Source organism: Streptomyces sp. NPDC041968 (genome assembly GCF_055589025.1).
Genome location: NZ_JBVJCB010000004.1, coordinates 532,083 through 555,791, shown reverse-complemented (window position 1 = coordinate 555,791; position 23,709 = coordinate 532,083). Strand labels below are relative to the sequence as shown.

17 protein-coding genes are annotated in these 23,709 nt (G+C 72.2%); 10 read left to right on the top strand and 7 right to left on the bottom strand.

The features are described 5' to 3' along the window. The first annotated feature begins 11 nt into the window (after positions 1–11). Both fdhD and ACZ6EG_RS13490 read left to right on the top strand, forming a co-directional pair. The gene (gene fdhD / locus ACZ6EG_RS13495) at positions 12–860 is read left to right on the top strand and encodes a formate dehydrogenase accessory sulfurtransferase FdhD (RefSeq protein ID WP_391968314.1); all 849 of its coding nucleotides are present in this window, start codon (positions 12–14) and stop codon (positions 858–860) included. A 215-nt stretch (positions 861–1,075) separates the two neighbouring features. Further along, the gene (locus tag ACZ6EG_RS13490) at positions 1,076–2,953 is read left to right on the top strand and encodes an exo-alpha-sialidase (RefSeq protein ID WP_469604279.1); all 1,878 of its coding nucleotides are present in this window, start codon (positions 1,076–1,078) and stop codon (positions 2,951–2,953) included. 15 nt (positions 2,954–2,968) lie between these two features. Here ACZ6EG_RS13490 and ACZ6EG_RS13485 read toward each other — a convergent pair whose 3' ends face one another. Further along, the gene (locus tag ACZ6EG_RS13485; protein ID WP_391968316.1) at positions 2,969–3,994 is read right to left on the bottom strand and encodes a bile acid:sodium symporter family protein; all 1,026 of its coding nucleotides are present in this window, start codon (positions 3,992–3,994) and stop codon (positions 2,969–2,971) included. 142 nt (positions 3,995–4,136) lie between these two features. Here ACZ6EG_RS13485 and ACZ6EG_RS13480 point away from each other — a divergent pair, with 142 nt between their 5' ends. From ACZ6EG_RS13480 to ACZ6EG_RS13470, 3 genes are all read left to right on the top strand, one after another. Continuing rightward, positions 4,137–5,018, top strand: coding sequence for a LysR substrate-binding domain-containing protein (locus ACZ6EG_RS13480; RefSeq protein ID WP_391968317.1), 882 nt, complete (start codon positions 4,137–4,139; stop codon positions 5,016–5,018). Positions 5,019–5,303: 285 nt separating this feature from the next. Next, a complete protein-coding gene (locus tag ACZ6EG_RS13475; RefSeq protein WP_391968318.1) occupies positions 5,304–7,130 on the top strand; it encodes an AMP-dependent synthetase/ligase in 1,827 nt (608 codons plus the stop codon). Positions 7,131–7,214: 84 nt separating this feature from the next. After that, positions 7,215–8,051 (top strand): aldo/keto reductase, encoded by an 837-nt coding sequence (locus ACZ6EG_RS13470; protein ID WP_469604274.1) that lies wholly within the window; start codon positions 7,215–7,217, stop codon positions 8,049–8,051. A gap of 46 nt (positions 8,052–8,097) precedes the next feature. On the opposite strand, the gene ACZ6EG_RS13465 is transcribed toward ACZ6EG_RS13470, so the two are convergent. Both ACZ6EG_RS13465 and ACZ6EG_RS13460 read right to left on the bottom strand, forming a co-directional pair. After that, a complete protein-coding gene (locus ACZ6EG_RS13465; RefSeq protein ID WP_469604271.1) occupies positions 8,098–9,021 on the bottom strand; it encodes a class I SAM-dependent methyltransferase in 924 nt (307 codons plus the stop codon). Between the two features lie 148 nt (positions 9,022–9,169). Further along, complete coding sequence (locus tag ACZ6EG_RS13460) at positions 9,170–10,897, bottom strand: glycoside hydrolase family 6 protein (RefSeq protein WP_391968321.1); 1,728 nt, start codon at positions 10,895–10,897, stop codon at positions 9,170–9,172. A 512-nt stretch (positions 10,898–11,409) separates the two neighbouring features. On the opposite strand from ACZ6EG_RS13460, the gene ACZ6EG_RS13455 reads away from it, so the two are divergent. Both ACZ6EG_RS13455 and ACZ6EG_RS13450 read left to right on the top strand, forming a co-directional pair. Then, positions 11,410–14,331, top strand: a complete 2,922-nt coding sequence (locus tag ACZ6EG_RS13455) for a glycoside hydrolase family 48 protein (protein ID WP_469604267.1) — start codon at positions 11,410–11,412, stop codon at positions 14,329–14,331. A 219-nt stretch (positions 14,332–14,550) separates the two neighbouring features. Continuing rightward, entirely contained in the window at positions 14,551–17,196 is a 2,646-nt protein-coding gene (locus ACZ6EG_RS13450) for a cellulose binding domain-containing protein (RefSeq protein WP_469604264.1), read from the top strand. A gap of 197 nt (positions 17,197–17,393) precedes the next feature. Here ACZ6EG_RS13450 and ACZ6EG_RS13445 read toward each other — a convergent pair whose 3' ends face one another. Genes ACZ6EG_RS13445 through ACZ6EG_RS13435 form a run of 3 tightly spaced genes read right to left on the bottom strand, consistent with a single transcriptional unit; the run spans position 17,394 to position 20,396 of the window. Then, positions 17,394–19,268 carry a rhamnogalacturonan lyase gene (locus tag ACZ6EG_RS13445; RefSeq protein ID WP_391968324.1) on the bottom strand — a complete coding sequence of 625 codons (1,875 nt, stop codon included), beginning with the start codon at positions 19,266–19,268 and terminating at the stop codon, positions 17,394–17,396. 37 nt (positions 19,269–19,305) lie between these two features. Beyond that, positions 19,306–20,085: a class I SAM-dependent methyltransferase gene (locus tag ACZ6EG_RS13440; RefSeq protein ID WP_391968325.1), complete on the bottom strand. Its 780-nt coding sequence runs from the start codon at positions 20,083–20,085 to the stop codon at positions 19,306–19,308. A 5-nt stretch (positions 20,086–20,090) separates the two neighbouring features. Continuing rightward, a complete protein-coding gene (locus ACZ6EG_RS13435) occupies positions 20,091–20,396 on the bottom strand; it encodes a 4a-hydroxytetrahydrobiopterin dehydratase (RefSeq protein ID WP_469604260.1) in 306 nt (101 codons plus the stop codon). A 123-nt stretch (positions 20,397–20,519) separates the two neighbouring features. On the opposite strand from ACZ6EG_RS13435, the gene ACZ6EG_RS13430 reads away from it, so the two are divergent. After that, the gene (locus ACZ6EG_RS13430; RefSeq protein WP_361009901.1) at positions 20,520–21,335 is read left to right on the top strand and encodes a helix-turn-helix domain-containing protein; all 816 of its coding nucleotides are present in this window, start codon (positions 20,520–20,522) and stop codon (positions 21,333–21,335) included. Here ACZ6EG_RS13430 and ACZ6EG_RS13425 read toward each other — a convergent pair. After that, entirely contained in the window at positions 21,317–21,742 is a 426-nt protein-coding gene (locus tag ACZ6EG_RS13425) for a hypothetical protein (protein ID WP_469604256.1), read from the bottom strand. The two genes, ACZ6EG_RS13430 and ACZ6EG_RS13425, sit on opposite strands and share 19 nt — an antisense overlap. 218 nt (positions 21,743–21,960) lie before the next feature. Between ACZ6EG_RS13425 and ACZ6EG_RS13420 the strand changes: the two genes are divergently transcribed. Both ACZ6EG_RS13420 and ACZ6EG_RS13415 read left to right on the top strand, forming a co-directional pair. Beyond that, complete coding sequence (locus ACZ6EG_RS13420) at positions 21,961–22,824, top strand: helix-turn-helix domain-containing protein (RefSeq protein WP_356612378.1); 864 nt, start codon at positions 21,961–21,963, stop codon at positions 22,822–22,824. A 53-nt stretch (positions 22,825–22,877) separates the two neighbouring features. Further along, positions 22,878–23,693: an SAM-dependent methyltransferase gene (locus ACZ6EG_RS13415; protein WP_391968328.1), complete on the top strand. Its 816-nt coding sequence runs from the start codon at positions 22,878–22,880 to the stop codon at positions 23,691–23,693. Positions 23,694–23,709 lie beyond the last annotated feature (16 nt).

The window sequence follows — 23,709 nt, the reverse complement described above, 5'->3', positions numbered from 1 at the left end:
GGGGCACGGACATGGGACGAGTCACGGAACGACGCAAGGTGATCCGGATCCGGGACGGGGCGGTCTCCGCCCGTCCGGACACGCTCGTCGCCGAGGAACCACTGGAGATCCGGCTGAACGGCAAGCCCCTCGCGATCACCATGCGCACCCCGGGCGACGACTTCGCGCTGGCCGCCGGGTTCCTGGTCAGCGAGGGCGTGCTCGCCGAGCAGGGGGACCTCCAGAACATCGTCTACTGCGCGGGCGCCACGGCCGACGGGGTCAACACGTACAACGTGGTCGACGTGCGGACCGCCGCGGGCGTGCGGATCCCCGACATCACCCTGGAGCGGAACGTCTACACGACCTCGTCGTGCGGACTGTGCGGCAAGGCGAGCCTGGACGCCGTGCGCACGACGGCCCGCTGGCCGATCGCCGACACTCCCCCGGTCCGCGTCACACCGGAGCTGCTGGCCGACCTGCCCGACCGGCTGCGCGCCGCCCAGCGGGTCTTCGACCGGACCGGCGGACTGCACGCGGCGGCCCTGTTCACCGAGGACGGAGAGCTGGTGGACGTACGGGAGGACGTGGGTCGGCACAACGCCGTCGACAAACTGGTCGGCCGCGCCCTGCAGAACGGCGACCTGCCCCTGTCCCGGTCCGTCCTGCTGGTGTCGGGCAGGGCCTCCTTCGAGCTGGCGCAGAAGGCCGTGATGGCGGGCATCCCGGTGCTGGCCGCGGTGTCGGCGCCGTCCTCGCTGGCGGTGGACCTGGCCGCCGAGACGGGGCTGACCCTGGTGGGCTTCCTTCGCGGCACCTCCATGAACGTGTACGCGGGTGAGGACCGCGTCGCCCTGCGGGCCGCGGCCGCCCAGGGCTGACCCTCTCCCCCGCGGCACGGCGGCGGGGCCCCGACCGGCGGGGAGCGCCCCCTGCGCCGCTGGGGCCCCGTCTCGACCGCGCCGCGCGCGCCCGCCGGCGTGCCGTCGCACGACACGCGCGTGATCACACGGGACCGAGATGGCCCGGTACGTCCTGTTCTACTGATGCCCTGACGACCGGCTCCCGACCAGCCGCCCGAAGGGCAGACCGATCCATGCCGTCATCTCCCCGCGCGCGTCCGCGTTCCCCCCTGCTCGCCCTCGCCTCCCTGTGCGCCCTGGCCGCCGCCCCGCTCCCCGCCCACGCCGAACACGGGGCCGGGGCGGCCGGGTTCGAGCAGCAGGTGCTCTTCGAGGCGGGCCGGGACCCGGGCGGCTACGCCTGCTTCCGCATCCCGGCGATCGTGCGCACGACGGACGACACCCTGCTGGCCTTCGCCGAGGGCCGGGTCCTGAACTGCGGGGACGCCGGCGACATCGACATCGTCCTCAAGCGCTCCACCGACGGCGGACGCACCTGGGGCCCGCTCCAGGTGGTCAACGACGGGGGCGGCGACACCCACGGCAACCCGGCCCCCGTGGTGGACCGCGCCACCGGCCGCGTCCTGCTGGTCGAGACGTACAACGCGGGCCGCACGGATGCCGCCGGCTGCGCGGTGCCCTGCGCCCGCACGCCCCACCTCCAGTACAGCGACGACGACGGCCGCACCTGGTCCGCGCCCCGGGACCTGAGCGCCGGCATCCTGCCGCCCGACTGGAACTCCTGGTACGCGACCGGCCCCGTGCACGGCGTCCAGCTCAGCGGCGGCGCCCACCCGGGGCGGCTCGTCGTCGGCGTCAACGCCGAGGCCTGGGACGGGGAGCGGGTCACCGCCCACCACGCGGCGCTGGTGGTCAGCGACGACGGCGGCGAGCACTGGAGGGTGGGGGCCACCGACACCTGGCCCGTCGCCGCCGACGGCACCTTCCGGCAGAAGCCGTCCGAGGTCGCCCTCGCCGAACGCGCCGACGGCTCGCTGCTGGTCAGCGGCCGCGAGGAGAACGGCACCGACCTCGGCCACCGCACGCAGGCCGTCAGCCTCGACGGCGGCGACAGCTTCGCCGGGCCCTTCCGGGCCCTGCCCGACCTGTACACGCCGCAGGTGCAGGGCTCGGTGCTCCGCCTGGACGACCGGCTGCTGCTGTCCGCCCCCGCCGACCCCGACCGCCGCCGGACGATGACGGTCCGCTCCTCCTACGACGGCGGCGCGACCTGGGAGGGCGTGGACCACGGCACGGTCGTCACCCGGGACTGGTCCGGCTACTCCGACATGGTGGCCGTCGACGACGGCACGGTGGGGCTGCTGTACGAGGCGGGAGCCGTCGACGCGCGCGACGAGATCCGCTTCGCCCGTTTCACCGAGGACTGGCTCCAGCCGCGCCGGGGCGCCGGCCCGACCACTCCCGACCTCGCTCCGGGCGCCGCCCCGGCGGCCGTCGCCGGCGGCGCGCGGGTGACGGAGGGAGCGGTGGGCGGCGCGCTCGCCTTCGACGGCGCCGACGACGCCGTACGGCTGCCGTTCGACGAGCGGCTTCCGCTCGGGGAAGGGGACTTCACCGCCTCGCTGCGGTTCCGGTACACGGCGGCCGACGGGGAGCAGCCGCTGCTGTGGATGGGCGGGGTCGGTACCACGCAGCCCCAGGTGTGGCTGCGGGCGGAGCCGGGCGAGGACCGCGTCCAGGGCCTGATCACCACCCGTGCGGCCGGGGCCGCCCCGCGCTCGGCGTGGGTCCGCACCGACCGCGCGTACGACGACGGCGCCTGGCACCACCTGGCGCTGCGTCGCGGCGGCGGACGGCTGACGCTCTTCGTCGACGGTACGGCGGTCGGCGCCACGGCGGACGTGCCGGGCTCGGTCAGCCGGAACTCGCCGTTCGGCGTGCACATCGGGGAGCGGGTGGACGGCCGGGCGCGTTTCACCGGCGCGATCGACGAGGTGCGCGTGTGGGACCGGGCCCTGAGCGACGAGGAGATCGCCGATGGCGATCCGCCGTCGGCCCTCGGGAACACGGTGCTGCACCTGCCCATGGACCGGGTGGACGCGACCGGCTGAGGGGTGCGCGGCGACTCAGCGGCTGCCGCTGCCGGCCGTGGTGGGCGCCGGGGTCGCGTCGTCGGAGGCGACCGCCTCCGGGTCCTGGGAGCGCCGCTTGGCGATGACCGCGCACACCATCAGCTGCATCTGGTGGAAGAGCATCAGCGGCAGCACGGCCAGGGAGGCCTGGGCGCCGAACAGGACGCTCGCCATGGGCAGCCCGGCGGCGAGCGACTTCTTGGACCCGGCGAACTGGACGGCGATCCGGTCCGCCCGGCCGAAGCCCAGCGCCTTCGCCCCGTACCAGGTCAGCAGCAGCATCACGGCGAGCAGCACGGCCTCCACGACCAGCAGCCCGGCCAGCCGGACCGGGCTGACCCGATGCCAGATGCCCTGGACCATGCCCGCGCTGAACGCGGTGTAGACGACCAGCAGGATCGAGCCGCGGTCGACCAGCCCGAGCACCTTCTTGTGCCGGGCCACGAAGCCCCCGATCCAGCGGCGCAGCAGCTGCCCGGCCACGAACGGCACGAGCAGTTGCAGCACGATCCTCACCACCGAGTCGGCGGAGAACCCGCCCCCGCCGCCCAGCAGGGCGGCGGCCAGCAGCGGTGTGACGACGATGCCGACCAGCGAGGAGAAGGACCCGGCGCAGATCGCCGCCGGCACGTTGCCGCGGGCGATGGAGGTGAAGGCGATCGACGACTGGATGGTCGACGGGACCAGGGTGAGGAAGAGCAGGCCCTGCTGGAGGGGGTCGGTCAGGAGCACCGGGACCAGACCGCGGGAGGCGAGTCCGAGCAGCGGGAAGACGACGAAGGTGCAGGCCAGCACGGTGACGTGGAGTCGCCAGTGCCGCACGCCGTCCATCGCCTCGCGGGTGGAGAGCCGGGCGCCGTAGAGGAAGAACAGGAACGCGATCGCCGCGGTGGATGCGCCGGAGGCCATGTCCGCGCCCGTGCCCCGGGCCGGCAGCAGCGCCGCGAGGCCCACCGTGCCGAGCAGCAGCAGGACGTACGGGTCGATCGGCGGCCGACGCGGCCGTCGCAGGCGTTTCACGGTGCTCCACTTGCTCGTTCGCCGGTGCCCGAGGGGCGGGACAGGGGTCACGGGTCCCCGCTCCATCCTGCTCTTCCGCCCAGCGATCGGGAATCCGGTACACCGCTCTGACTGTCATCACGATCGCCGATAGGCTGGAGTGATGTACGACCCCTCTCACCTGCGCACCTTCCTGACGGTGTCCCAGACGCTGAGCTTCACGCAGGCCGCCCGGCGGCTCGGGCTGCGCCAGTCGACCGTGAGCCAGCACGTGCGGCGGCTGGAGGACGCCACCGGCCGGCAGCTGTTCAGCCGCGACACCCACTCGGTGGAGCTGACGGAGGACGGAGAGGCCATGCTGGGGTTCGCGCGCCGCATCCTGGAGGTGCACGAGCAGGCGACCGCCTTCTTCGCCGGCACCCGGCTGCGCGGCCGGCTGCGGTTCGGGGCGTCGGAGGACTTCGTGCTGACCCGCTTGCCGGAGATCCTGGAGGGCTTCCGGCACGAGCACCCCGAGGTCGACCTGGAGCTGACGGTGGAGCTGTCGGGGACGCTGCACGAGCAGCTGGCCGCCGGGAAGCTCGACCTGGTGCTGGCCAAGCGGCGGCCCGAGGACCCCCGGGGCGAGCCGGTCTGGCGCGACCGGCTGGTGTGGATCGGTGCGGAGCGGCTGCGTCTCGACCCGGACCGTCCCGTCCCGCTCATCGTCTACCCGCCGCCGGGCATCACCCGGGCGCTCGCCCTGGAGGCTCTGCAGCGGCAGGGCCGAGCCTGGCGCATCGCGTGCACCAGCGGCAGCCTCAACGGCCTGATCGCCGCCGCCCGCGCGGGCCTGGGCGTGATGGCGCACTCACGGGGACTCGTCCCGCCCGGCCTGGTGCGGGTGCCGGACCGGGCCGGGCTGCCCGAGCTGGGCCGGGTCGACTTCGTGCTCGTGCACGGCCGGCGCCACCCCTCGGCGCAGGGCGCGGCGGACGCCCTCGCGGCGGCGATCCTGACGGGCGGCGACCGGCTGCAACGACCTCGGCGCGCGGGGCTCGCATAGGCGAGCCGACCATCCCGGCGCGGGAACGGCGACGCCTTCCCGTACCGGCCCCGGAGACCCCGTACCGGCGGTAAGCGGGGCGTACAGATTCGGTGGAGATTACGCCACCGAAACTTACTCATCCGTCAGTAATGTGTCCGACCCTTCCCCATGTGCGTGCTTTTCCTCTCGCTGACCAGCACGAACATGAGCGCTGTTCGGTTCTGGCGCCCCTCCCGCCCCCGTCCCGGGTGGGGTAGCTTTCACCGCGCTGTGCGGGGGCTCATCAGAAGCGGGGAGCGGGGTTTGCGCGAGTTCACCAGTCCTCCCTCGACGTCGGCACCACCCGTGGGCGGTCTGGCCGACGCCGTCTTCCGCCATGCGCAGGACGATCCGCACCACATCGCGCTGGGCCGCAAGGACGAGGCCGGGCAGTGGCGGGACGTGACCGCCGGCGCGTTCCGCGACGAGGTGCTGGCCCTCGCCAAGGGGCTGCTCGCCCAGGGCATCCGCTTCGGCGACCGGGTCGCCATCATGTCCCGCACCCGCTACGAGTGGACCCTCTTCGACTTCGCCCTGTGGACGATCGGCGCCCAGGTGGTGCCGGTCTACCCGACCTCCTCGGCCGATCAGTGCCTGTGGATGCTGTACGACGCCGAGGTGACGGCCGCGGTCGTGGAGCACGAGGACCACGCGATGACGATCGCCACCGTCATCGACCGGCTGCCGCACCTGCGCGGCCTGTGGCAGCTGGACTCCGGCGCCGTCCAGGAGCTGTACGACGCGGGGGCCCACCTCGACGACGAGGTGGTGCACCGGCACCGCGAGGCGGTCACGCCCGACACGGTCGCCACCGTCATCTACACCTCGGGCACCACGGGCCGCCCCAAGGGCTGCGTCCTCACGCACGGCAACTTCATGTACGAGGCGGACACGGTCATCGAGCGCTGGGAGCCGGTGTTCCACTCGAAGAAGGGCGACGAGGCGGCGACCCTGCTCTTCCTGCCCCTGGCCCACGTCTTCGGCCGGATGGTGGAGGTCGCGGCGATCCGCGGCCGGGTCCGCTTCGGCCACCAGCCGCAGCTGAACGCCGCCGTCCTCCTGCCCGACCTGGCCGCCTTCAAGCCGACCTTCATCCTGGCCGTGCCGTACATCTTCGAGAAGGTGTTCAACGCGGCGCGGCGCAAGGCGGAGAAGGAGGGGAGGGCGGGCGCCTTCGAGAAGGCCGTCGAGGTGGCCGTGAAGTACGCGGAGGCCGTCGAGGCGAGGGCCTGGGGCATCGGTCCCGGCCCGTCGGCGGGCCTGCGCATGCAGCACCAGCTCTTCGACAAGCTCGTCTACGCCAAGGTGCGGGCCGCGATGGGCGGACGCATCCGCAACGCCATGTCGGGGGGCTCGGCGATGGACCGGCGGCTCGGCCTGTTCTTCGCGGGCGCCGGCGTGCAGATCTACGAGGGCTACGGCCTGACCGAGTCCACGGCGGCGGCCACCGCCAACCCGCCCGAGCGCACCCGCTACGGCACGGTGGGCCGGCCCGTCCCGGGCGTCACCGTGCACCTCGCGGACGACGGCGAGATCTGGCTGAACGGCGGCAACGTCTTCCAGGGCTACCTCAACAACCCCAAGGCCACCGACGAGACCCTGCGCGACGGCTGGCTCGCCACCGGCGACCTGGGCGCGCTGGACGAGGACGGCTACCTCACCATCACCGGCCGCAAGAAGGAGATCCTGGTGACCTCCGGCGGCAAGAGCGTCTCCCCCGGTCTGCTGGAGGAGCGGGTGCGGGACCATCCGCTGGTCAACCAGTGCATCGTCGTCGGCAACGACCGCCCCTACGTCGCCGCCCTCATCACCCTGGACACCGAGGCGGTCGACCACTGGCTGGCGATGCGCAACAAGCCCCGGATGGCCGCGGCCGAGCTGGTGCACGACGCCGACCTGGAGGCGGAGGTGCGGCGCGCGGTCGTGGCCGCCAACACGCTGGTGTCGCAGGCCGAGTCCATCCGCACCTTCCGCATCCTGGCCCAGCCGTTCACCGAGGAGCACGGCCTGCTGACGCCCTCGCTGAAGCTGAAGCGCAAGGCCATCGAGAAGGCCTACGGCGTGGAGGTCGAGGCGCTGTACACGGCTTGAGTTCGCCGGTCAGGAATGCATCACGGCCCGTGATCGTTGACGATATGACGTACCACCTGACCACAACCGAAGGATCAAGAGCTCGTGAGCAGCAAGGTCCCCCCGATCACCCTGAACAATGGCGTCGAGATGCCCCAGCTGGGCTTCGGCGTCTGGCAGGTGCCGGACGACGAGGCCGAGACGGCCGTCGCCCAGGCGCTGGAGGCCGGGTACCGCAGCATCGACACAGCGGCGATCTACGGCAACGAAGAGGGCACCGGCAAGGCCATCGCCGCCTCTGGTGTGGCCCGCGAGGATCTCTTCGTCACCACCAAGCTCTGGAACAGCGACCAGGGGTACGACTCCACCCTCCGCGCCTTCGACACCTCGCTGGAGAAGCTGGGCCTGGAGTACGTGGACCTGTACCTGATCCACTGGCCCATGCCCGCCAAGGAGCGGTACGTCGACACCTACAAGGCGTTCGAAAAGCTGCACGCCGACGGCCGGGTCCGGGCCATCGGCGTGTCGAACTTCCTGCCGGAGCACCTGGAGCGGCTGATCGGCGAGACGTCGGTCGTTCCGGCCGTCAACCAGATCGAGCTGCACCCCCACCTCCAGCAGCAGGCCCTGCGCGCGTTCCACGCGGAGCACGGCATCGCCACCGAGGCCTGGTCGCCCCTCGGCTCCGGCAAGGGCATCCTCGAGATCCCGGCGATCGTCGCGATCGCCCAGAAGCACGGCCGCACCCCGGCCCAGGTCGTGCTGCGCTGGCACCTCCAGACCGGCAACGTGGTGATCCCTAAGTCCGTGACGCCGTCGCGGATCGTGGAGAACATCGACGTGTTCGACTTCTCCCTGGACAACGAGGACCTCGCGGCGATCAGCGCGCTGAACGAGGACCGGCGGCTGGGCCTCGACCCCGCGGAGTTCAACGCGGAATGACCGCCCACGCGGGGGGCCCGGCCGGTGACGGCCGGGCCCCTCCGCGTCAGGCCGGGCGCACCGCCGTGTGGACCGTGTGCGCCAGCAGGACGAACACGTCCGGCCTGCGGTGCACGCCCGCCTCGTCCGCGGGGTCGAGCAGCCGGTCGAGCGTGGCCCGGTCGGCGGCGTCGAGGCCGTCCGCGATCCGGTCCCGCAGCCGGGTCAGGGAGGTGACGACGTACGCGCGGGCCTCGTCGGTGAGGGGTGCGGGCAGGTCCAGCAGGAAGCTGCGGGTGCCGGTGTGCTTGAGGCCCGCCGCGGTCAGCAGGGCGGCCCAGTCCTCGGTCTCGGCCACGCTGCCGGGCAGGTCGGCGCGCATCTCGGCGAAGAAGTCCTCCTCCACCGCGTGCATCCGGGCCTGGAGTCCGGGACGCCCGATGCCGAGGTCGCGGGGCAGGAAGCGGGCCGGGAGTCCGCCCTCCAGGACCGCCAGCGTGCCGCCGGGCGCCAGGTGCCCGGCGAGCGCGGCGAGGGCCGCCCGCTGGTCGCCGAGGTGGTGCAGGCTCTGGCTCGCCCAGATCAGGTCCGCCGGGTACTCCAGCTCGCCCAGGGCACCGGGCAGGTCGCCGGCGAGGGTGCCGAAGCGGTCGGCGACGCCGAGCCGGGCGGCGCGGTCGCGGGCCCGCTCGAGCAGCGGTGCGGCGCCGTCGGCGGCGACCACGCGGGCGCCGGGGAAGGCGTCGGCGAACAGACAGGCGACGACGCCGGGTCCGCTGCCGACGTCGACGACCAGGCCGGGCTCGGTCACCATCCGCGCCAGCCAGGCCATGGCCTGCCGGTACAGCGGCGTGTACAGCTCCGCCTGGGCCTCCAGGAGCGGGGCCATCGCGGCCCAGTCGATGTCCGTGTGGTCGTGGGCGTGACCGTGTGCGTGTCCGGAGTGGTCGTGCTGGTGGTGGTCGTGGTCGTGGTCGTGGTCGTGCGCCATGGTGGTCGGCCTCCCGTTCGCGTTGCCGCCAGCGTGCGACGGAGCACCACGGGGAGGCAAGTTCCCTTGCCGCAATCGCAAAAGCGCACCACCGGGGCCCGGCCGGGGAGGGCCGGACCCGGGTGGCGTCAGCTACGCCGGAGTCCGCTCAGGACAGGGGCGGGTACGCGTTCTTCATCAGCTCCTGGAACTGCGCGGAGAACCAGTGGCCGGACACCGGGGCGTCGCCCAGGGCGCCCGACATGCTGTTGCCGTTGCGCGCGTTGCCCTCGTAGGTGGGGTCGCACATCCGGTCGAAGCCCTTGCCCTCGTCGTTCGGGATCTCCTTGCTCGCGCCGTCGGACTCGCCCGGGGGCTTCATCCAGACGTACGCGTCGATCCCGGCGGCGGGAGAGGCCTGCGGGCGTTCACCGAGGCCGGCTCCGGCCTGGTTGCACCAGTTGCCGAGGTGGATGCGGCGGTCGTAGCGCCCGCCGTTGACGTAGGTGTCCACGTTGGTCGTCGCACCCGGTCCGGTGGGCCGGGCGGTGCCGCCCCAGCCGTTGCGGGAGGTGTCGATCAGCATGCCGAGGTTCTGGTCGAAGCCGAGTGAGACCAGCTTGGCGCGCATGGCCTGGGCGTAGGACAGCTCGTCGGTGTACTGGTTCCAGTCGACCCACTTGGACTGGCGCACGGAGGTTCCGTTCACCGAGTCCGTGATCTTGAAGTTCTCCTCCTTCAGGGCGCTGTAGTTGGCGGTGTTGACGATGAAGCCGTGCACGTCGCCGACGGTCGCCCCCTCGGTGGTGGCGGCGGTCTTGAACATGTCGGCGGAGGGACCGAAGTTGCTGTCCCACCCGAGCCAGCCGTGGTGGCCGGCGTCGATGTAGTTGTAGACGTTGTCGATGTCGCCGAGCTTGTTCAGGGCGTAGCCGACGCCCTTCTGGTAGTTGCCGTTGGCCTTCATCACGTCGCAGTTCGGCGTGGCGGTCGGCCGTCCGCTGACGTTGGTCACCAGGTTGGGCAGCGAGTCGATCTCGATCGTGGTGACGATCCTGAGCCCCGCGTACTTCGGGTCGGCCAGGATCGCGGCGATCGGGTCGATGTACTGCGTCTTGTACTTGTCGATCTCCGTCGGGCCCAGCTCGCCGTTGGAGGCGAGGGCCGCGCAGTCGCGGCCGGGCAGGTTGTAGATGACGAGCTGCACGGCGAGTTCGCCGGAGCCCTTCTGCGTCAGCGCCTCGTCGAGATGGTCGCGCAGCCCCATGCCGCCGTTCACGCCGTTGATCGCGGCGATCCGGTCGAGCCACACACCGGTGGGCTGGTTCGCGATGCGGGAGCCGCCGGGCTCGGCGGCGGCCTTCTCGGACCACTCCGGGTTCACGTAGACCTTGGCACCGTCGTAGGGGTTGTTCACCCGGTCGGACGGGCCACCGGGGTCCGGCGGGTCGGTCGGGTCCGGGTCGGTCGAACCGCCGTCGTCGACGTTGCAGGTCACGCCGTTGAGCTTGAAGGTGGCCGGGACGGCGTTGCTGCCGCTGTAGGTGCCCTGGAAGCCGAAGCTCGCCGAACCCCCGGTGGAGAGGGTGCCGTTGTAGGACTCGTTGGCCGCCGTGACGGCGGCACCGCTCTGGCTGACCTTCGCGTTCCAGCTGTTGGTGACCTTCTGGCTGCCGGCGTAGGTCCATCCGAGCGACCAACTGGAGGTGGCCGCACCGTTGTTGGTGACGGTCACGGCAGCGGTGAAGCCGCTGCCCCAGTCGTTCTGCACCTTGTAGTCGACGGTACAGGGGACGGCTGCCGCGCCGGCGCTCGCGGAGTGGGCGGCGAGAGCCGTGCCGGACGCCCCGGCGACCAGCGTCAGGGCAGCGAGCATCGCGGTTCTGCTACGGGTCATGAGTGCGCAATCCTTCTTTCGTGGGGCTGCGGGTGCTGTCGTCCGGGACCGCGCGCCGTCACGGGCGCGGCCCGCTGCCGGACGGCATGGGGGTGCCGCCGGGTTCGGGGAGGATCAGGAACGGTCCGCGGGCACGGTGGAACCGCCCGGGGCCGGTACGGGCCGGCGAGCCGGCCGGTGACGCGTGGGACGGGCCGCGGCTGCGGCTATAAGTCCTGAACGCGGAAGGTGGAGCGGGGGGTGGCGCATGAGCGACTCCTCGCAGTTCAGGCGCGCCGTGACCAACGCGTCGACTGATGGAACCGCTCCCACTGGTTCAGCGAAGGTAGCGCCAAGTGACGGCAAAGAACAGAGGAGTGACCAACTTTCTCCCGCCGTCGACTGTCGAATCATTTCGACTGTTCACACATCTTGACCGCTTCCGGTGCCCTCATCACTATGGGAGCGCTCCCACTGGTTCAAGGCTTGTCGCTCCTCCCCCACTCCCCGAGGCGCAAGGAGGAACCAGCACCATGTATCCCGGACAGAGACCCGGACGCCGCACCGCGCGGCGCCTGTGGACGGCCGCGCTGGCGGCCCTCGCGTTACCCCTCACGCTGCTGGGCACCGGTTCGACTCCGGCCCAGGCGGCGGCACTTCAGTGCAGCGTGGACTACCGGACCAACGACTGGGGCTCCGGCTTCACCGCTGAGCTGACGCTCACCAACCGGGGCTCCGACGCCATCGACGGCTGGACCCTGACGTACGCCTACGCGGGCAACCAGAAGCTGACGAACGGGTGGAACGGCACCTGGTCCCAGTCGGGCCAGACCGTCACCGTGAAGAACGCCTCGTACAACGCCCGGGTCGCGGCCGGTTCCGCCGTCACCGCCGGCGGCCAGTTCACCTACAGCGGCACCAATGCCGCACCGACGAGCTTCGCGGTCAACGGCACCACCTGCGCCGGCGCGCACCAGCCGCCGATCACCGTACTGACCAGCCCGGAGCCCGGCGCGGTCTACTCGCAGGGCGAGGCGGTCCCGCTGGCGGCCACGGCGGCCGCCGCCGACGGTGCCACGATCAGCAAGGTGGAGTTCTACGACGACACGCGGCTGCTGGGCACCGACACCAGCTCGCCGTACACGTACTCCGCCTCCGGCTTGACCGTGGGCAGCCATTCTCTGGTGGCGAAGGCCTACGACAGCACGGGGGCCTCCGGGGACTCGACGCCGGTCGGCATCACGGTCGCCTCGGGACCGACCGTGGTGGCCACACCGGCGCAACTGGGTGTCCAGCAGGGGGAGTCGGGGACCTACGAGGTCAAGCTGTCCAAGCAGCCGGCCGCGAACGTCACCGTGACGACGGCTCGCGCGAGCGGCAACACCGGCCTGACCGTCACCGGTGGGTCGAGTCTCACCTTCACCCCGGCGAACTGGAACACCGCCCAGAAGGTGACCGTCGCGGCCGACGCCTCCGGCAACGGCTCGGCGGTCTTCGAGTCGACGGCACCCGGTCACGGCAAGGCCGCGGTCACCGTCACCCAGCTGGCCGCGGCGAAGGACTACGACGCCCGGTTCCTGGAGCTGTACGGGAAGATCACCGACCCGGCGAACGGCTACTTCTCGCCGGAGGGCATCCCGTACCACTCGGTCGAGACGCTGATCGTCGAGGCGCCCGACCACGGCCACGAGACCACGTCGGAGGCGTACAGCTACCTGCTGTGGCTCCAGGCCATGTACGGCAAGGTGACCGGCGACTGGGAGAGGTTCAACAACGCCTGGGAGATCATGGAGACGTACATGATCCCCACCCACGCCGACCAGCCGACCAACTCGTCCTACAACGCCTCGAAACCGGCGACGTACGCCCCCGAGCTGGACACGCCCGAGGAGTACCCGGCCAAGCTGGACGGCACGGTCTCCGTCGGCCCGGACCCCATCGCCGGCGAGCTGCGGTCGGCGTACGGCACGGACGACGTCTACGGCATGCACTGGCTCCAGGACGTGGACAACACCTACGGCTACGGCAACTCGCCCGGCAAGTGCGAGGCGGGCCCGTCGGACACCGGACCGTCGTACATCAACACCTTCCAGCGCGGCGCGCAGGAGTCGGTGTGGGAGACGGTGCCGCAGCCGACCTGCGACGCCTTCAAGTACGGCGGCCGGAACGGCTACCTGGACCTGTTCACGGGTGACGCCTCCTACGCCAAGCAGTGGAAGTTCACCAACGCCCCGGACGCCGACGCGCGGGCCGTGCAGGCCGCGTACTGGGCGGACAAGTGGGCCGAGGAGCAGGGCAAGGGCGACGAGATCGCCGGCACCCTCGACAAGGCCGCCAAGATGGGCGACTACCTGCGCTACGCCATGTTCGACAAGTACTTCAAGAAGGTCGGCAACTGCGTGGGGCCGGCGAGCTGCCCGGCGGGCACCGGCAAGGACTCCTCGCACTACCTGCTGTCCTGGTACTACGCCTGGGGCGGCGCGGTGGACACCTCGGCGGGCTGGGCCTGGCGCATCGGCTCCAGCCACACCCACGGCGGCTACCAGAACCCGCTGGCCGCGTACGCGCTGAGCACCTACGACGACCTGAAGCCCAAGTCGGCCACGGGCGCCGCGGACTGGGCCAAGTCGCTCGACCGCCAGGTGGAGTTCTACCGCTGGCTCCAGTCCGACGAGGGGGCCATCGCGGGCGGCGCGACCAACAGCTGGGCGGGCCGCTACGCGACCCCGCCGGCCGGCACGCCGACGTTCTACGGCATGTACTACGACGAGAAGCCGGTGTACCACGACCCGCCGTCCAACCAGTGGTTCGGCTTCCAGGCGTGGTCCATGGAGCGGGTCGCCGAGTACTACCAGCAGAGCGGCGACGCGCGGGCCAAGGAGGTCCTGGACAAGTGGGTCGACTGGGCGCTGTCGGAGACGACGGTCAACCCGGACGGCAGCTTCCTGATGCCCTCGACGCTGAAGTGGTCGGGCAAGCCGGACACCTGGAACGCCTCCTCGCCGGGTGACAACGGCGACCTGCACGTCACCGTCGCGGACTACACCAACGACGTGGGCGTGGCGGCGGCTTACGCCAAGACCCTGACGTACTACGCCGACCGCTCGGGCGACACGGAGGCGGCCGCGACCGCCAAGGCGCTTCTCGACGGCATGTGGGAGAACAACCAGGACGCGCTCGGCATCGCCGTCCCGGAGACCCGCGCCGACTACAACCGCTTCGACGACCCGGTGCACGTCCCCAGCGGCTGGACCGGGACCATGCCGAACGGCGACAGGATCGACGCGTCGTCGACCTTCTCCTCGATCCGCTCCTTCTACCAGGACGACCCGGCCTGGTCGAAGATCGAGAGCTATCTCGCGGGCGGTGCCGCGCCCACCTTCACGTACCACCGGTTCTGGGCCCAGGCGGACATAGCCCTCGCCATGGGTTCGTACGCGGAGCTGCTCGAATAGTCCCCGCCGGGCGCTCCGCGGGGCGCGGGAGGTTCTCGGCTGCGGGCCGTGCGTGGCCGGTCGCGCAGTCCCCCGCGCCCCTTCGGTGCGCTTGACAGCTCCGTGTGCCCGGTCCCGTCACCGGACGACGGGACCACACTGCCGGGCGGCCCTCGTCCACGCCGAGGCCGCCCGGCCCTCGCATGTGTTCTGCTCCTGACGGAAGGACGGTTCCCCACCGTGCGAAGAACCCGGATCCTCACCCTGCTGCTGGCCCTGGGGGCCGGCCTCCTCACCGGCGGTCCGCCCGCCGCGCTGGCCGCCGAGGCGCCGCGGGCGGCCGTCGCCGCCGACACCTACACCTGGAAGAACGCCCGCATCGACGGCGGCGGCTTCGTCCCCGGCATCGTCTTCAGCCGCACCGAGAAGGACCTCGCCTACGCCCGTACGGACATCGGCGGCGCCTACCGCTGGCAGGAGGCGTCGAAGACGTGGACGCCGCTGCTCGACCACGTCGGCTGGGACGACTGGGGTCACACGGGCGTGGTCAGCGTCGCCTCCGACGCCGTCGACCCGGACCGGGTGTACGCGGCGGTGGGCACGTACACCAACGACTGGGACCCGGGCAACGGCGCCGTGCTGCGCTCCGCCGACCGCGGCGCGAGCTGGGAGAAGGCCGACCTGCCCTTCAAACTGGGCGGCAACATGCCGGGGCGCGGCATGGGCGAACGACTGGCCGTCGACCCGCACGACAACGACGTGCTGTACCTGGGCGCGCCCAGCGGCAACGGCCTGTGGCGGTCGACGGACGCGGGGGTGACCTGGGCCGAGGTGACGGCCTTCCCGAACCCCGGCAACTACGCGCAGGACCCGTCCGACGCGAGCGGCTACGCCTCCGACAACCAGGGCATCGTCTGGGTGACCTTCGACGAGTCCACGGGCTCCGCCGGCGCGCCGACGAAGACGGTCTACGTCGGGGTCGCCGACAAGGAGAACGCCGTCTACCGCTCGACGGACGCCGGCGCGACCTGGCAGCGCGTCGCCGGGCAGCCCACCGGGTACCTGGCCCACAAGGGCGTGCTGGACGCGGAGAACGGCTACCTCTACCTGGCGTACAGCGACACGGGCGGCCCGTACGACGGCGGCAAGGGCCGGCTGTACCGGTACGCGACGGCGACCGGCACCTGGACGGACATCAGTCCGGTCGCGGAGGCCGACACCTTCTACGGCTTCAGCGGCCTGACCGTCGACCGGCAGAACCCGGGCACGGTGATGGCGACGGCGTACAGCTCCTGGTGGCCGGACACGCAGATCTTCCGCTCCAGGGACAGCGGCGCGACCTGGACGCAGGCCTGGAACTACACCTCGTACCCGGACCGGGAGAACCGGTACACGATGGACGTCTCCTCGTCCCCGTGGCTGACCTGGGGCGCGAACCCGACACCGCCCGAGCAGACGCCGAAGCTGGGCTGGATGACGGAGGCTCTGGAGATCGACCCGTTCGACCCGGACCGGATGATGTACGGGACGGGAGCGACGATCTACGGCACGGAGAACCTCACGCAGTGGGACTCGGGCGGCAAGTTCGCCATCGAACCGATGGTGCGCGGCCTGGAGGAGACGGCGGTCAACGACCTGATCTCTCCCCCGTCCGGCGCCCCGCTGCTCAGCGCGCTGGGTGACGTCGGGGGCTTCCGGCACACGAGCCTGACCGAGGTACCGCCGATGATGTTCACCTCCCCGAACTTCACCTCCTCCACGAGCCTGGACTTCGCGGAGGCGAAGCCCGACGTCGTGGTGCGGTCCGGCAACCTGGACTCCGGCCCGCACATCGCGTTCTCCACGGACAACGGCGCCACCTGGTTCGGCGGCACCGATCCGTCGGGGGTGAGCGGCGGCGGCACGGTCGCGGCGGGCGCGGACGGCGGGCGCTTCGTGTGGAGCCCGGCGGGCGCCGGAGTGCACCACACGACGGGCTTCGGCACTTCCTGGCAGGCGTCCAGCGGCATCCCGGCGGGCGCGGTCGTCGAGTCCGACCGGGTGGACCCGAAGACCTTCTACGGCTTCAAGTCCGGGAAGTTCTACGTCAGCAAGGACGGCGGAGCGACCTTCACCGCGTCGGCGGCGACCGGCCTGCCCGCCGGTGACAGCGTCCGCTTCAAGGCCCTGCCGGGCCGCGCGGGCGACGTCTGGCTGGCCGGGGGCGCGCCGGACGGACCGTACGGCCTGTGGCACTCGACGGACGGCGGCGCGACCTTCGCCAAACTGCCGGACGTCGAGGCGGCCGACACCGTCGGCTTCGGCAAGGCGGCACCCGGTGCCTCCTACCAGACCCTCTTCACCAGTGCGAAGATCGGCGGTGTCCGCGGCATCTTCCGCTCCACCGACCAGGGCGCTACCTGGACCCGGGTCAACGACGACGCCCACCAGTGGGGCTGGACCGGCGCCGCGATCACCGGCGACCCGCGGGTGTACGGACGGGTGTACGTGGCGACCAACGGCCGGGGCGTCGTCTACGGCGACACGTCCGGGACCGATCCGGGGCCGGGCCCCGACCCGACGGGCGCCTGTGCGGTGACGTACAGGATCACCAACCAGTGGTCCGGCGGCTTCCAGGCGGACGTCCGGCTCACCAACACGGGCACCGGCCCGTGGAACGGCTGGTCCCTGAAGTGGCCCTTCGCGAACGGCCAGCAGGTGACCCAGATGTGGAACGCCGACCCCACCCGCTCGGGCACCTCGGTGACGGCGAGGAACGTCGACTGGAACCGCAACGTGGCGCCCGGCGCCTCGGTGAGCTTCGGTTTCACGGGCAGCTGGTCGGGGACCAACGCGGTGCCGTCCGTCTTCGAGACGGCGGGCGGGAGGTGCTCGGTCGTCACCTGACCGGTCCCGTGAGGATCACCGCTCGGCCGGCGGCCGCCTCCGGCGGAGGCCGCCCCCGGTGGTGATTCCGCCGGGGCACCGGGGGCGGCGAGGGTCCCGGGGACGAGCCCTCGTCCCCCTTCCCCCGGCCCCCGGCCGGCGGATGCACCCGGGCAGCGGCGGGCCCCGTCCGCGTGACCGGACGGGGCCGCTTCGGCTCAGGGCGTGACCACGCTGGGCCTGGGAGCCGTCGGCATCCCGTTGCCGATGAAGAAGCTCGGGTGCGGAGGCTGGTTGTAGGCGGTGTTCTGCCAGGCCAGGGCCGTGCGGTACTGGGGGTCGTGGAGGAGGGTCGTGATCCTGCGGTCCGTGTCGTGCGGGGTGGAGTAGATGCGCAGGGCCGTGTTGTTGCTGGTCCGCCAGACGACCTCCTCGCGCCAGTCGCCGAGGATGTCGCCGGCCAGGACCGGGGTGGCCTTCGTGCCGTTGTTGGACGCGACGCCGGAGCCGGTGAGGAGGCGGGTGTCGCCGGACGTGCCGTACTTGTCGACGCGGGTGCCGTCGAGGAGTTCGCGGACGGGGTCTCCGTCCCACCAGGACAGGAAGTTGGCGCTGGAGGGCTTGCGGCTGTGCACCACCGTGCCCTTCGGGTTGCGGATGCCGCTCTCGGCCGAGGACCAGGACTCGGCGCCCGCGCTGCCGGACCAGATGTCGGCGGCGACGCCGCGGCCGTTGTCGCCGCTCGTGCCGGTGGACCAGAGGATCTGGCCGGTGCGCGCGTCCGCCATCCAGGAGGAGGGCTTCGAGCTGTCCTCGTCGACCTTGAACTCCTCCAGGCCCGCACGCGACGGGTCGAGGTCGCCGACGTGCATGGCGTCGCCGTGGCCGTTCCTCGTGGTCCACAGGCCGTTGCCGTTGTCGTCGACGGCCATGGCCCCGTACACGATCTCGTCCTTGCCGTCGCCGTCGACGTCGGCGACGGACAACTGGTGGTTGCCCTGGCCGTCGTAGCCCTTGCCGGCGTTGGTGGAGGAGTTGGTGTCGAAGGTCCAGCGGCGGGTGAAGCGGCCGTCCCGCCAGTCCCAGGCGGCGATGACCGAGCGCGTGTAGTACCCGCGCGCCATGATCAGGGAGGGGCGGGAGCCGTCGAGGTAGGCCGTGCCGGCCAGGAAGCGGTCGACGCGGTTGCCGTAGGAGTCGCCCCAGGAGGAGACGGTGCCCCGGGCGGGGACGTAGTCGACGGTGCCCATGGCCCTGCCGGTCAGGCCGTCGAACATGGTCAGGTACTCGGGGCCGGACAGGATGTAGCCGGAGGAGTTGCGGTGGTCGGCGGAGGAACTGCCGATGACCGCCCCGGTGCCGTCCCTCGTGCCGTCGGCCGTCTTCATGGCGACCTCGGCCCTGCCGTCGCCGTCGTAGTCGTACACCTGGAACTGCGTGTAGTGGGCGCCGGAGCGGATGTTGCGGCCCAGGTCGACGCGCCACAGCCGGGTGCCGTCGAGTTTGACGCCGTCGACGATCGTGTTGCCGGTGTAGCCGGACTGGGAGTTGTCCTTGGCGTTGGTCGGCTGCCACTTGAGGACGAGGTCGAGCGCGCCGTCTCCGTCGAGGTCGCCGACGGAGGCGTCGTTGGCCTCGTAGGTGTAGGAGACGCCATCGGGGGTGGTGCCGCCGGCGGGCGGGCTGATGGGCACGTCCTTGTAGCCGGCCCGGAACTGGACCGCGTGGACCGAGTCGCCCTGCTCCGTGCCGTTGACCACGGCGCGGACGGTGTAGTCGGCGTGGGAGGGCGCGCCGGCGTGGAAGAAGGTGGTGGTGCCGGTGACCGGCACGGAGTTGACCTTCGTGCCGGCCCGGTAGACGTTGAAGGCGACGTTGTCCGGGTCGGTGCCGAGCCAGCGCCAGCCGACCAGGTTCCCGTCACCGGTGTGGACGCTGACCACGCCCCGGTCGAGGGCCTCGACCTGCCGGGCCGTGGCGGCCTCGGCGGTGTCGGTGGGGAGAGTCGCCAGGCCGGCGCCGAGGAGCCCTGCGGCGGCGAGCCCGGCGGCCAGGGCCGACGGACGTCTACGGATCTTGTGGGGGTGCCTCACGGGACGAACCTCCTGGAGGACGGATGAGTTCCGCCTCTCAGTCGCCACCCGGTGCGGCGGGGTTGCCGCCCCGTGCCCCCGGTTTCGCGAAGGCTCTCAGGGTGAAGACGGGGTCGGGCCGGGGCCGGTCCTGGTCGGGAAGGTCCGCGAGCCGGGCGGCGAAGTGCTCCGCGCGCGGGTCGCCCGGCGGCAGCGTGACGAACCAGCCGCGTCGCAGGTCGGCGATGGTACGGCGGGGGCTGCGCCCCTGACCGTGGCCCGCGAAGCGGGTGGAGCCCGCCGGTACCAGGCCGTACGCGCGGGCGTGGGACTCGACCTGCCCGGCACAGTCGTGGGCGGTGCTCGGCGGGCGGGAGGCGAGCACGGCGTCGATGTCGCTGCCCACGTTGTGCGAGGCGCCCTTGTCGACCGTCGTCACGTACACCCCGCCGGGCCGCAGGACCCGGGCGCATTCGCCGACGACGGCCCGTACCTCGTCGGCACCGCCGACCAGGTGCAGCAGCCAGACGCTGCTGACGGCGTCGAACTCCCCGCTCCTGAAGGGCAGTCGGCGGCTGTCGGCCAGGACGACGGCGCCGGGCAGCCGGGCGGCGGCGTAGCGGGCCATGGCGGGGGCGAGGTCGGCGCCGGTCACCCGTATGCCGTCCCGTCCGGCGGCGAGGCGCCGGGTGACGATGCCGGTGCCGCAGGCGACGTCGAGCAGGCTGCGCGCCCGCGGCGGTACCAGCGTCAGGACGGCCTCGGCGGCGGCCGCGGCCCGGGGCTCGCCACCGCGGGAGGCGTCGTACCGTTCCGCTTCCTTGTCGTAGTCGAGCACGTCCGTCAGTGTGCCCCATGGCCGGCGGCCAGGTCCTCCACCCTGCGGGCGAGCTGTACGTCCTTCTCGGTGACGGCTCCGCCCGCGCTGTGGGTGTGCACGGCCAGGGAGACCGTGTCGTAGCCGAGGGTCAGGTCGGAGTGGTGGTCGAGCTCCTCCTGCACCTGGGCGACGTGGACGACCATCGCGGTCGCCGCGAAGTGCGAGCCGAGCCGGTAGGAGCGGGTGAGCCGTCCGTCGTCGAGCGACCAGCCCGGCAGTTCTGCCAGCCGTTCCTCGATCTCCTGCTGCGACAGTGGTACGCGGGGCATGGGCTGCGCTCCTCGGATGGGTCTGCCACTACCCCGCCAGCCTGCCACAGCACGGCCGCCCGGGCCCTGGCCACCGGCGCCGACGGGCCCCGGCGCGATGCGGCGTCGACTACCGTTCGGCGTATGACCGCACTCCCGTCCACCGCCGCGCCCACCGCCCAGGGCGTGGGCCCGATGCTGCGTTCCTGGCGGGAGCGGCGGCGGGTCAGCCAGCTCGAACTGGCGCTGCGCGCCGACTCCTCCGCCCGGCACATCAGCTTCGTGGAGACGGGCCGCTCGCGGCCGAGCGAGGAGATGGTGCTGCGCCTCGCGGAACACCTGGACGTCCCGGTGCGGGAGCGCAACGCCCTGCTGCTGGCCGCCGGTTACGCCCCGCACTACCCGGAGACGCCCCTGGACGACCCGGCGCTGGACGCCCTGCGCGAGGGAATGGAGCGGCTGATCCGGGGCTACGAGCCGTATCCGGCGCTGGTCGTCGACGCGACCTACCGGGTGCTGGCCGCCAACCGGGGCATCACGATGCTGATGGAGGGCCTCCCGGAGCACCTGCTCGAACCGCCGCTCAACGCCATGCGGCTGACCCTGCACCCCGAGGGCCTGGCACCGCGCATCCGCAACCTGCGCGAGTGGCGCGGGCACCTGCTGGAGCAGATGCGGCGGGAGATCGCCCTGCACCGCTCACCGCAGCTGCGGGAGCTGTACGAGGAGGTGGCGGCGTATCCGGTGCCGGACACCGCGCCGGGAGCGGAACCGGCCGAACCGGTGCCGTACTTCGCGCTGCCGATGCAGATCGAGCACGAGGGCCGCACCCTGTCGTTCATCTCGTCCATCTCCACCTTCAACACCCCGATGGACGTGACGGTCGCCGAGCTGGCCATCGAGACGCTGCTCCCGGCCGATCCGGCGACGGTCAAGTACCTTCACACGCTGCTGGCCTGACGCTGCCTCAGCGCGAGGTGCTGGAGCAGCCCGAAGACGGCGACGGTGAGGGCCTGGAGCACCGTCCACACCGCACCCGCCGTGGTGGGCGTGAGCCAGAGGGCGAGGGCGGCGAGACTGAGCGCCGCCCAGGCGAGATTGGCCTCCACGACGGCCCGCACCCCGAGGGCCGGCGGCGCGGGGCGGGCGGCCAGCAGGGCCACGCACCCGGCGTACACGGCCAGGAACGCGCCGAGTCCGAGCAGCAGCCCGGAACCGGCACCGAGGAAGCGGCCCAGGGGTCCGGAGAGCGTGAGGTAGGCGACGGCGTTCGCGCCGGTCACGGCCGCGTCCAGCGCCAGGAAGCGGCGCAGCACCAGCTGCGGCTCGTGGGTGCGGGCGAGTACGGCGACCTGGTTCGTGGACATGGCGAGTCACCCTCCGTCGGGTCGGACAAGGCTGGGGAAGCCGGGTTCCGGGCCGGAGTGCGCCGGCCCGGAACCCGGTGGAGCCAACGATCCCGTCCGGGCCGCGTCCGGTCGATTACCCGCCGGGTAATGACGTCGGTCCACGGCCTCCCCTTGTGAGGCGGGCGGGGGTGCATGACAGACTGCGGTGTGACTTGGGCGCGTTGGGGAGGCGTGGCGTGAGTGAGCGGCGGGCCGCACCCACGGTGGGCCAGGTGGTCCTGGGCAGGCGGTTGCAGGAACTGCGGGAGACGGCGGGCCTGAAGCGCGAGGAGGCCGCCAAGGTGCTCCGGGTGGCACCGGCGACCGTTCGGCGCATGGAGACGGCCGAGGTGGCGCTGAAAATACCGTACGTCCAGATACTGCTGACGGCGTTCGGAGTGCCCGCGGACGAGGTGTCGGCGTTCGTCGCCCTGGCCGAGGAGGCGAACCGGCCCGGCTGGTGGCAGCGCTACCACGACGTGCTGCCGGACTGGTTCAGCATGTACGTGAGCCTGGAGGGCGCCGCGCGGATCGTGCGGTCCTACGAGCCGCACTTCGTGCCCGGGCTGCTGCAGACCGAGGAGTACGCACGCGCGGTCCTGGAGGCGGGCACGATCGGCACCTCGGGAGCGGACGCGGTCGAACGGCACGTGTCCCTGCGCATGGAGCGGCAGCGGCTGCTGGAGCGCGCGGACCCGCCCCACCTGTGGGTGGTGATGGACGAGACGGTGCTGCGACGCCCGGTGAGCACCGACGGCCGGGTGATGCGCGAGCAGTTGGACAAGTTGCTGGACTTCTCCGTCCGGGACCGGGTGACGCTCCAGGTCGCCGAGTTCGAGGACGGCCCGCACCCCGGGACGTACGCGCCGTTCACGCTGTTCCGGTTCGCCGAGCCGGAGCTGCCCGACATGGTGTTCACCGAGTACCTGACGGGCGCCCTGTACCTGGACTCCCGCACGGAGGTCTCCGCGCACCTGGAGGTCCTGGACCACATGACGGCGCGCGCCGCCTCGACCCAGCGCACCGAGAAGATCCTGCGCGCGTACCGAGAGAACCACTGACCCCGCGCCACCGACCCGCTCCCCGTCCCGGGCCCCCGAGGAGACGACACCGCATGACCGGTTCCGACGCCGCCCCCGGCCCCCTCGACACCAGCCGCCCGCATCCGGCCCGGGTCTACGACTGGTGGCTGGGCGGCAAGGACAACTACCCGGTGGACGAGGAGCTGGCCCGCAAGATCCTCGCCGCGGACGACACCGCGGTCCGCGGGGCCCGCGCCAACCGCCGGTTCATGCACCGGGCCGTCCGTACGCTGGCCGAGGCCGGCATCCGCCAGTTCCTGGACATCGGCACCGGCATCCCCACGGAGCCGAACCTGCACCAGGTGGCGCAGGCCGTGGCCCCCGAGGCGCGGGTGGTCTACGCCGACAACGACCCGATCGTCCTGCGGCACGCCGAGGCGCTGTTGCACGGGTCGGCGGAGGGCTCCACCGACTACGTCCACGCGGACGTCCGGGACCCGGACACGATCCTGGGGCTGGCGGGCCGGTCACTGGACCTGGGCCGGCCCGTCGCGCTGTCGCTGGTGGCCCTGACGCACTACCTCGGCGACACGGCCGACGGCGACGACGTCCACGGCCTGCTGCGGCGGTACGTCGACGCCCTGGCACCCGGCAGCCACCTGGTCCTGTCCCAGGTCACGCCGGATCTGAACCCCGAGGCGGTGGGCCGGGCGGCCGCCCTGTTCACGCGCAGCGGCACGCCGTTCCATCCGCGTTCGCTGGCCGAGTTCTCGCGCTTCTTCGACGGGTTGGAGCTGCTGGGCCCGGGTGTCATCCCGGTCACCGGATGGCGGCCCGACCCTCAGGACGTGGCGGCCCAGGCGGAGGGTGTCGTGCCGGTGTACGCGGGGGTCGCCCGCAAGCCCTGACCGGTACCCCGGCCGG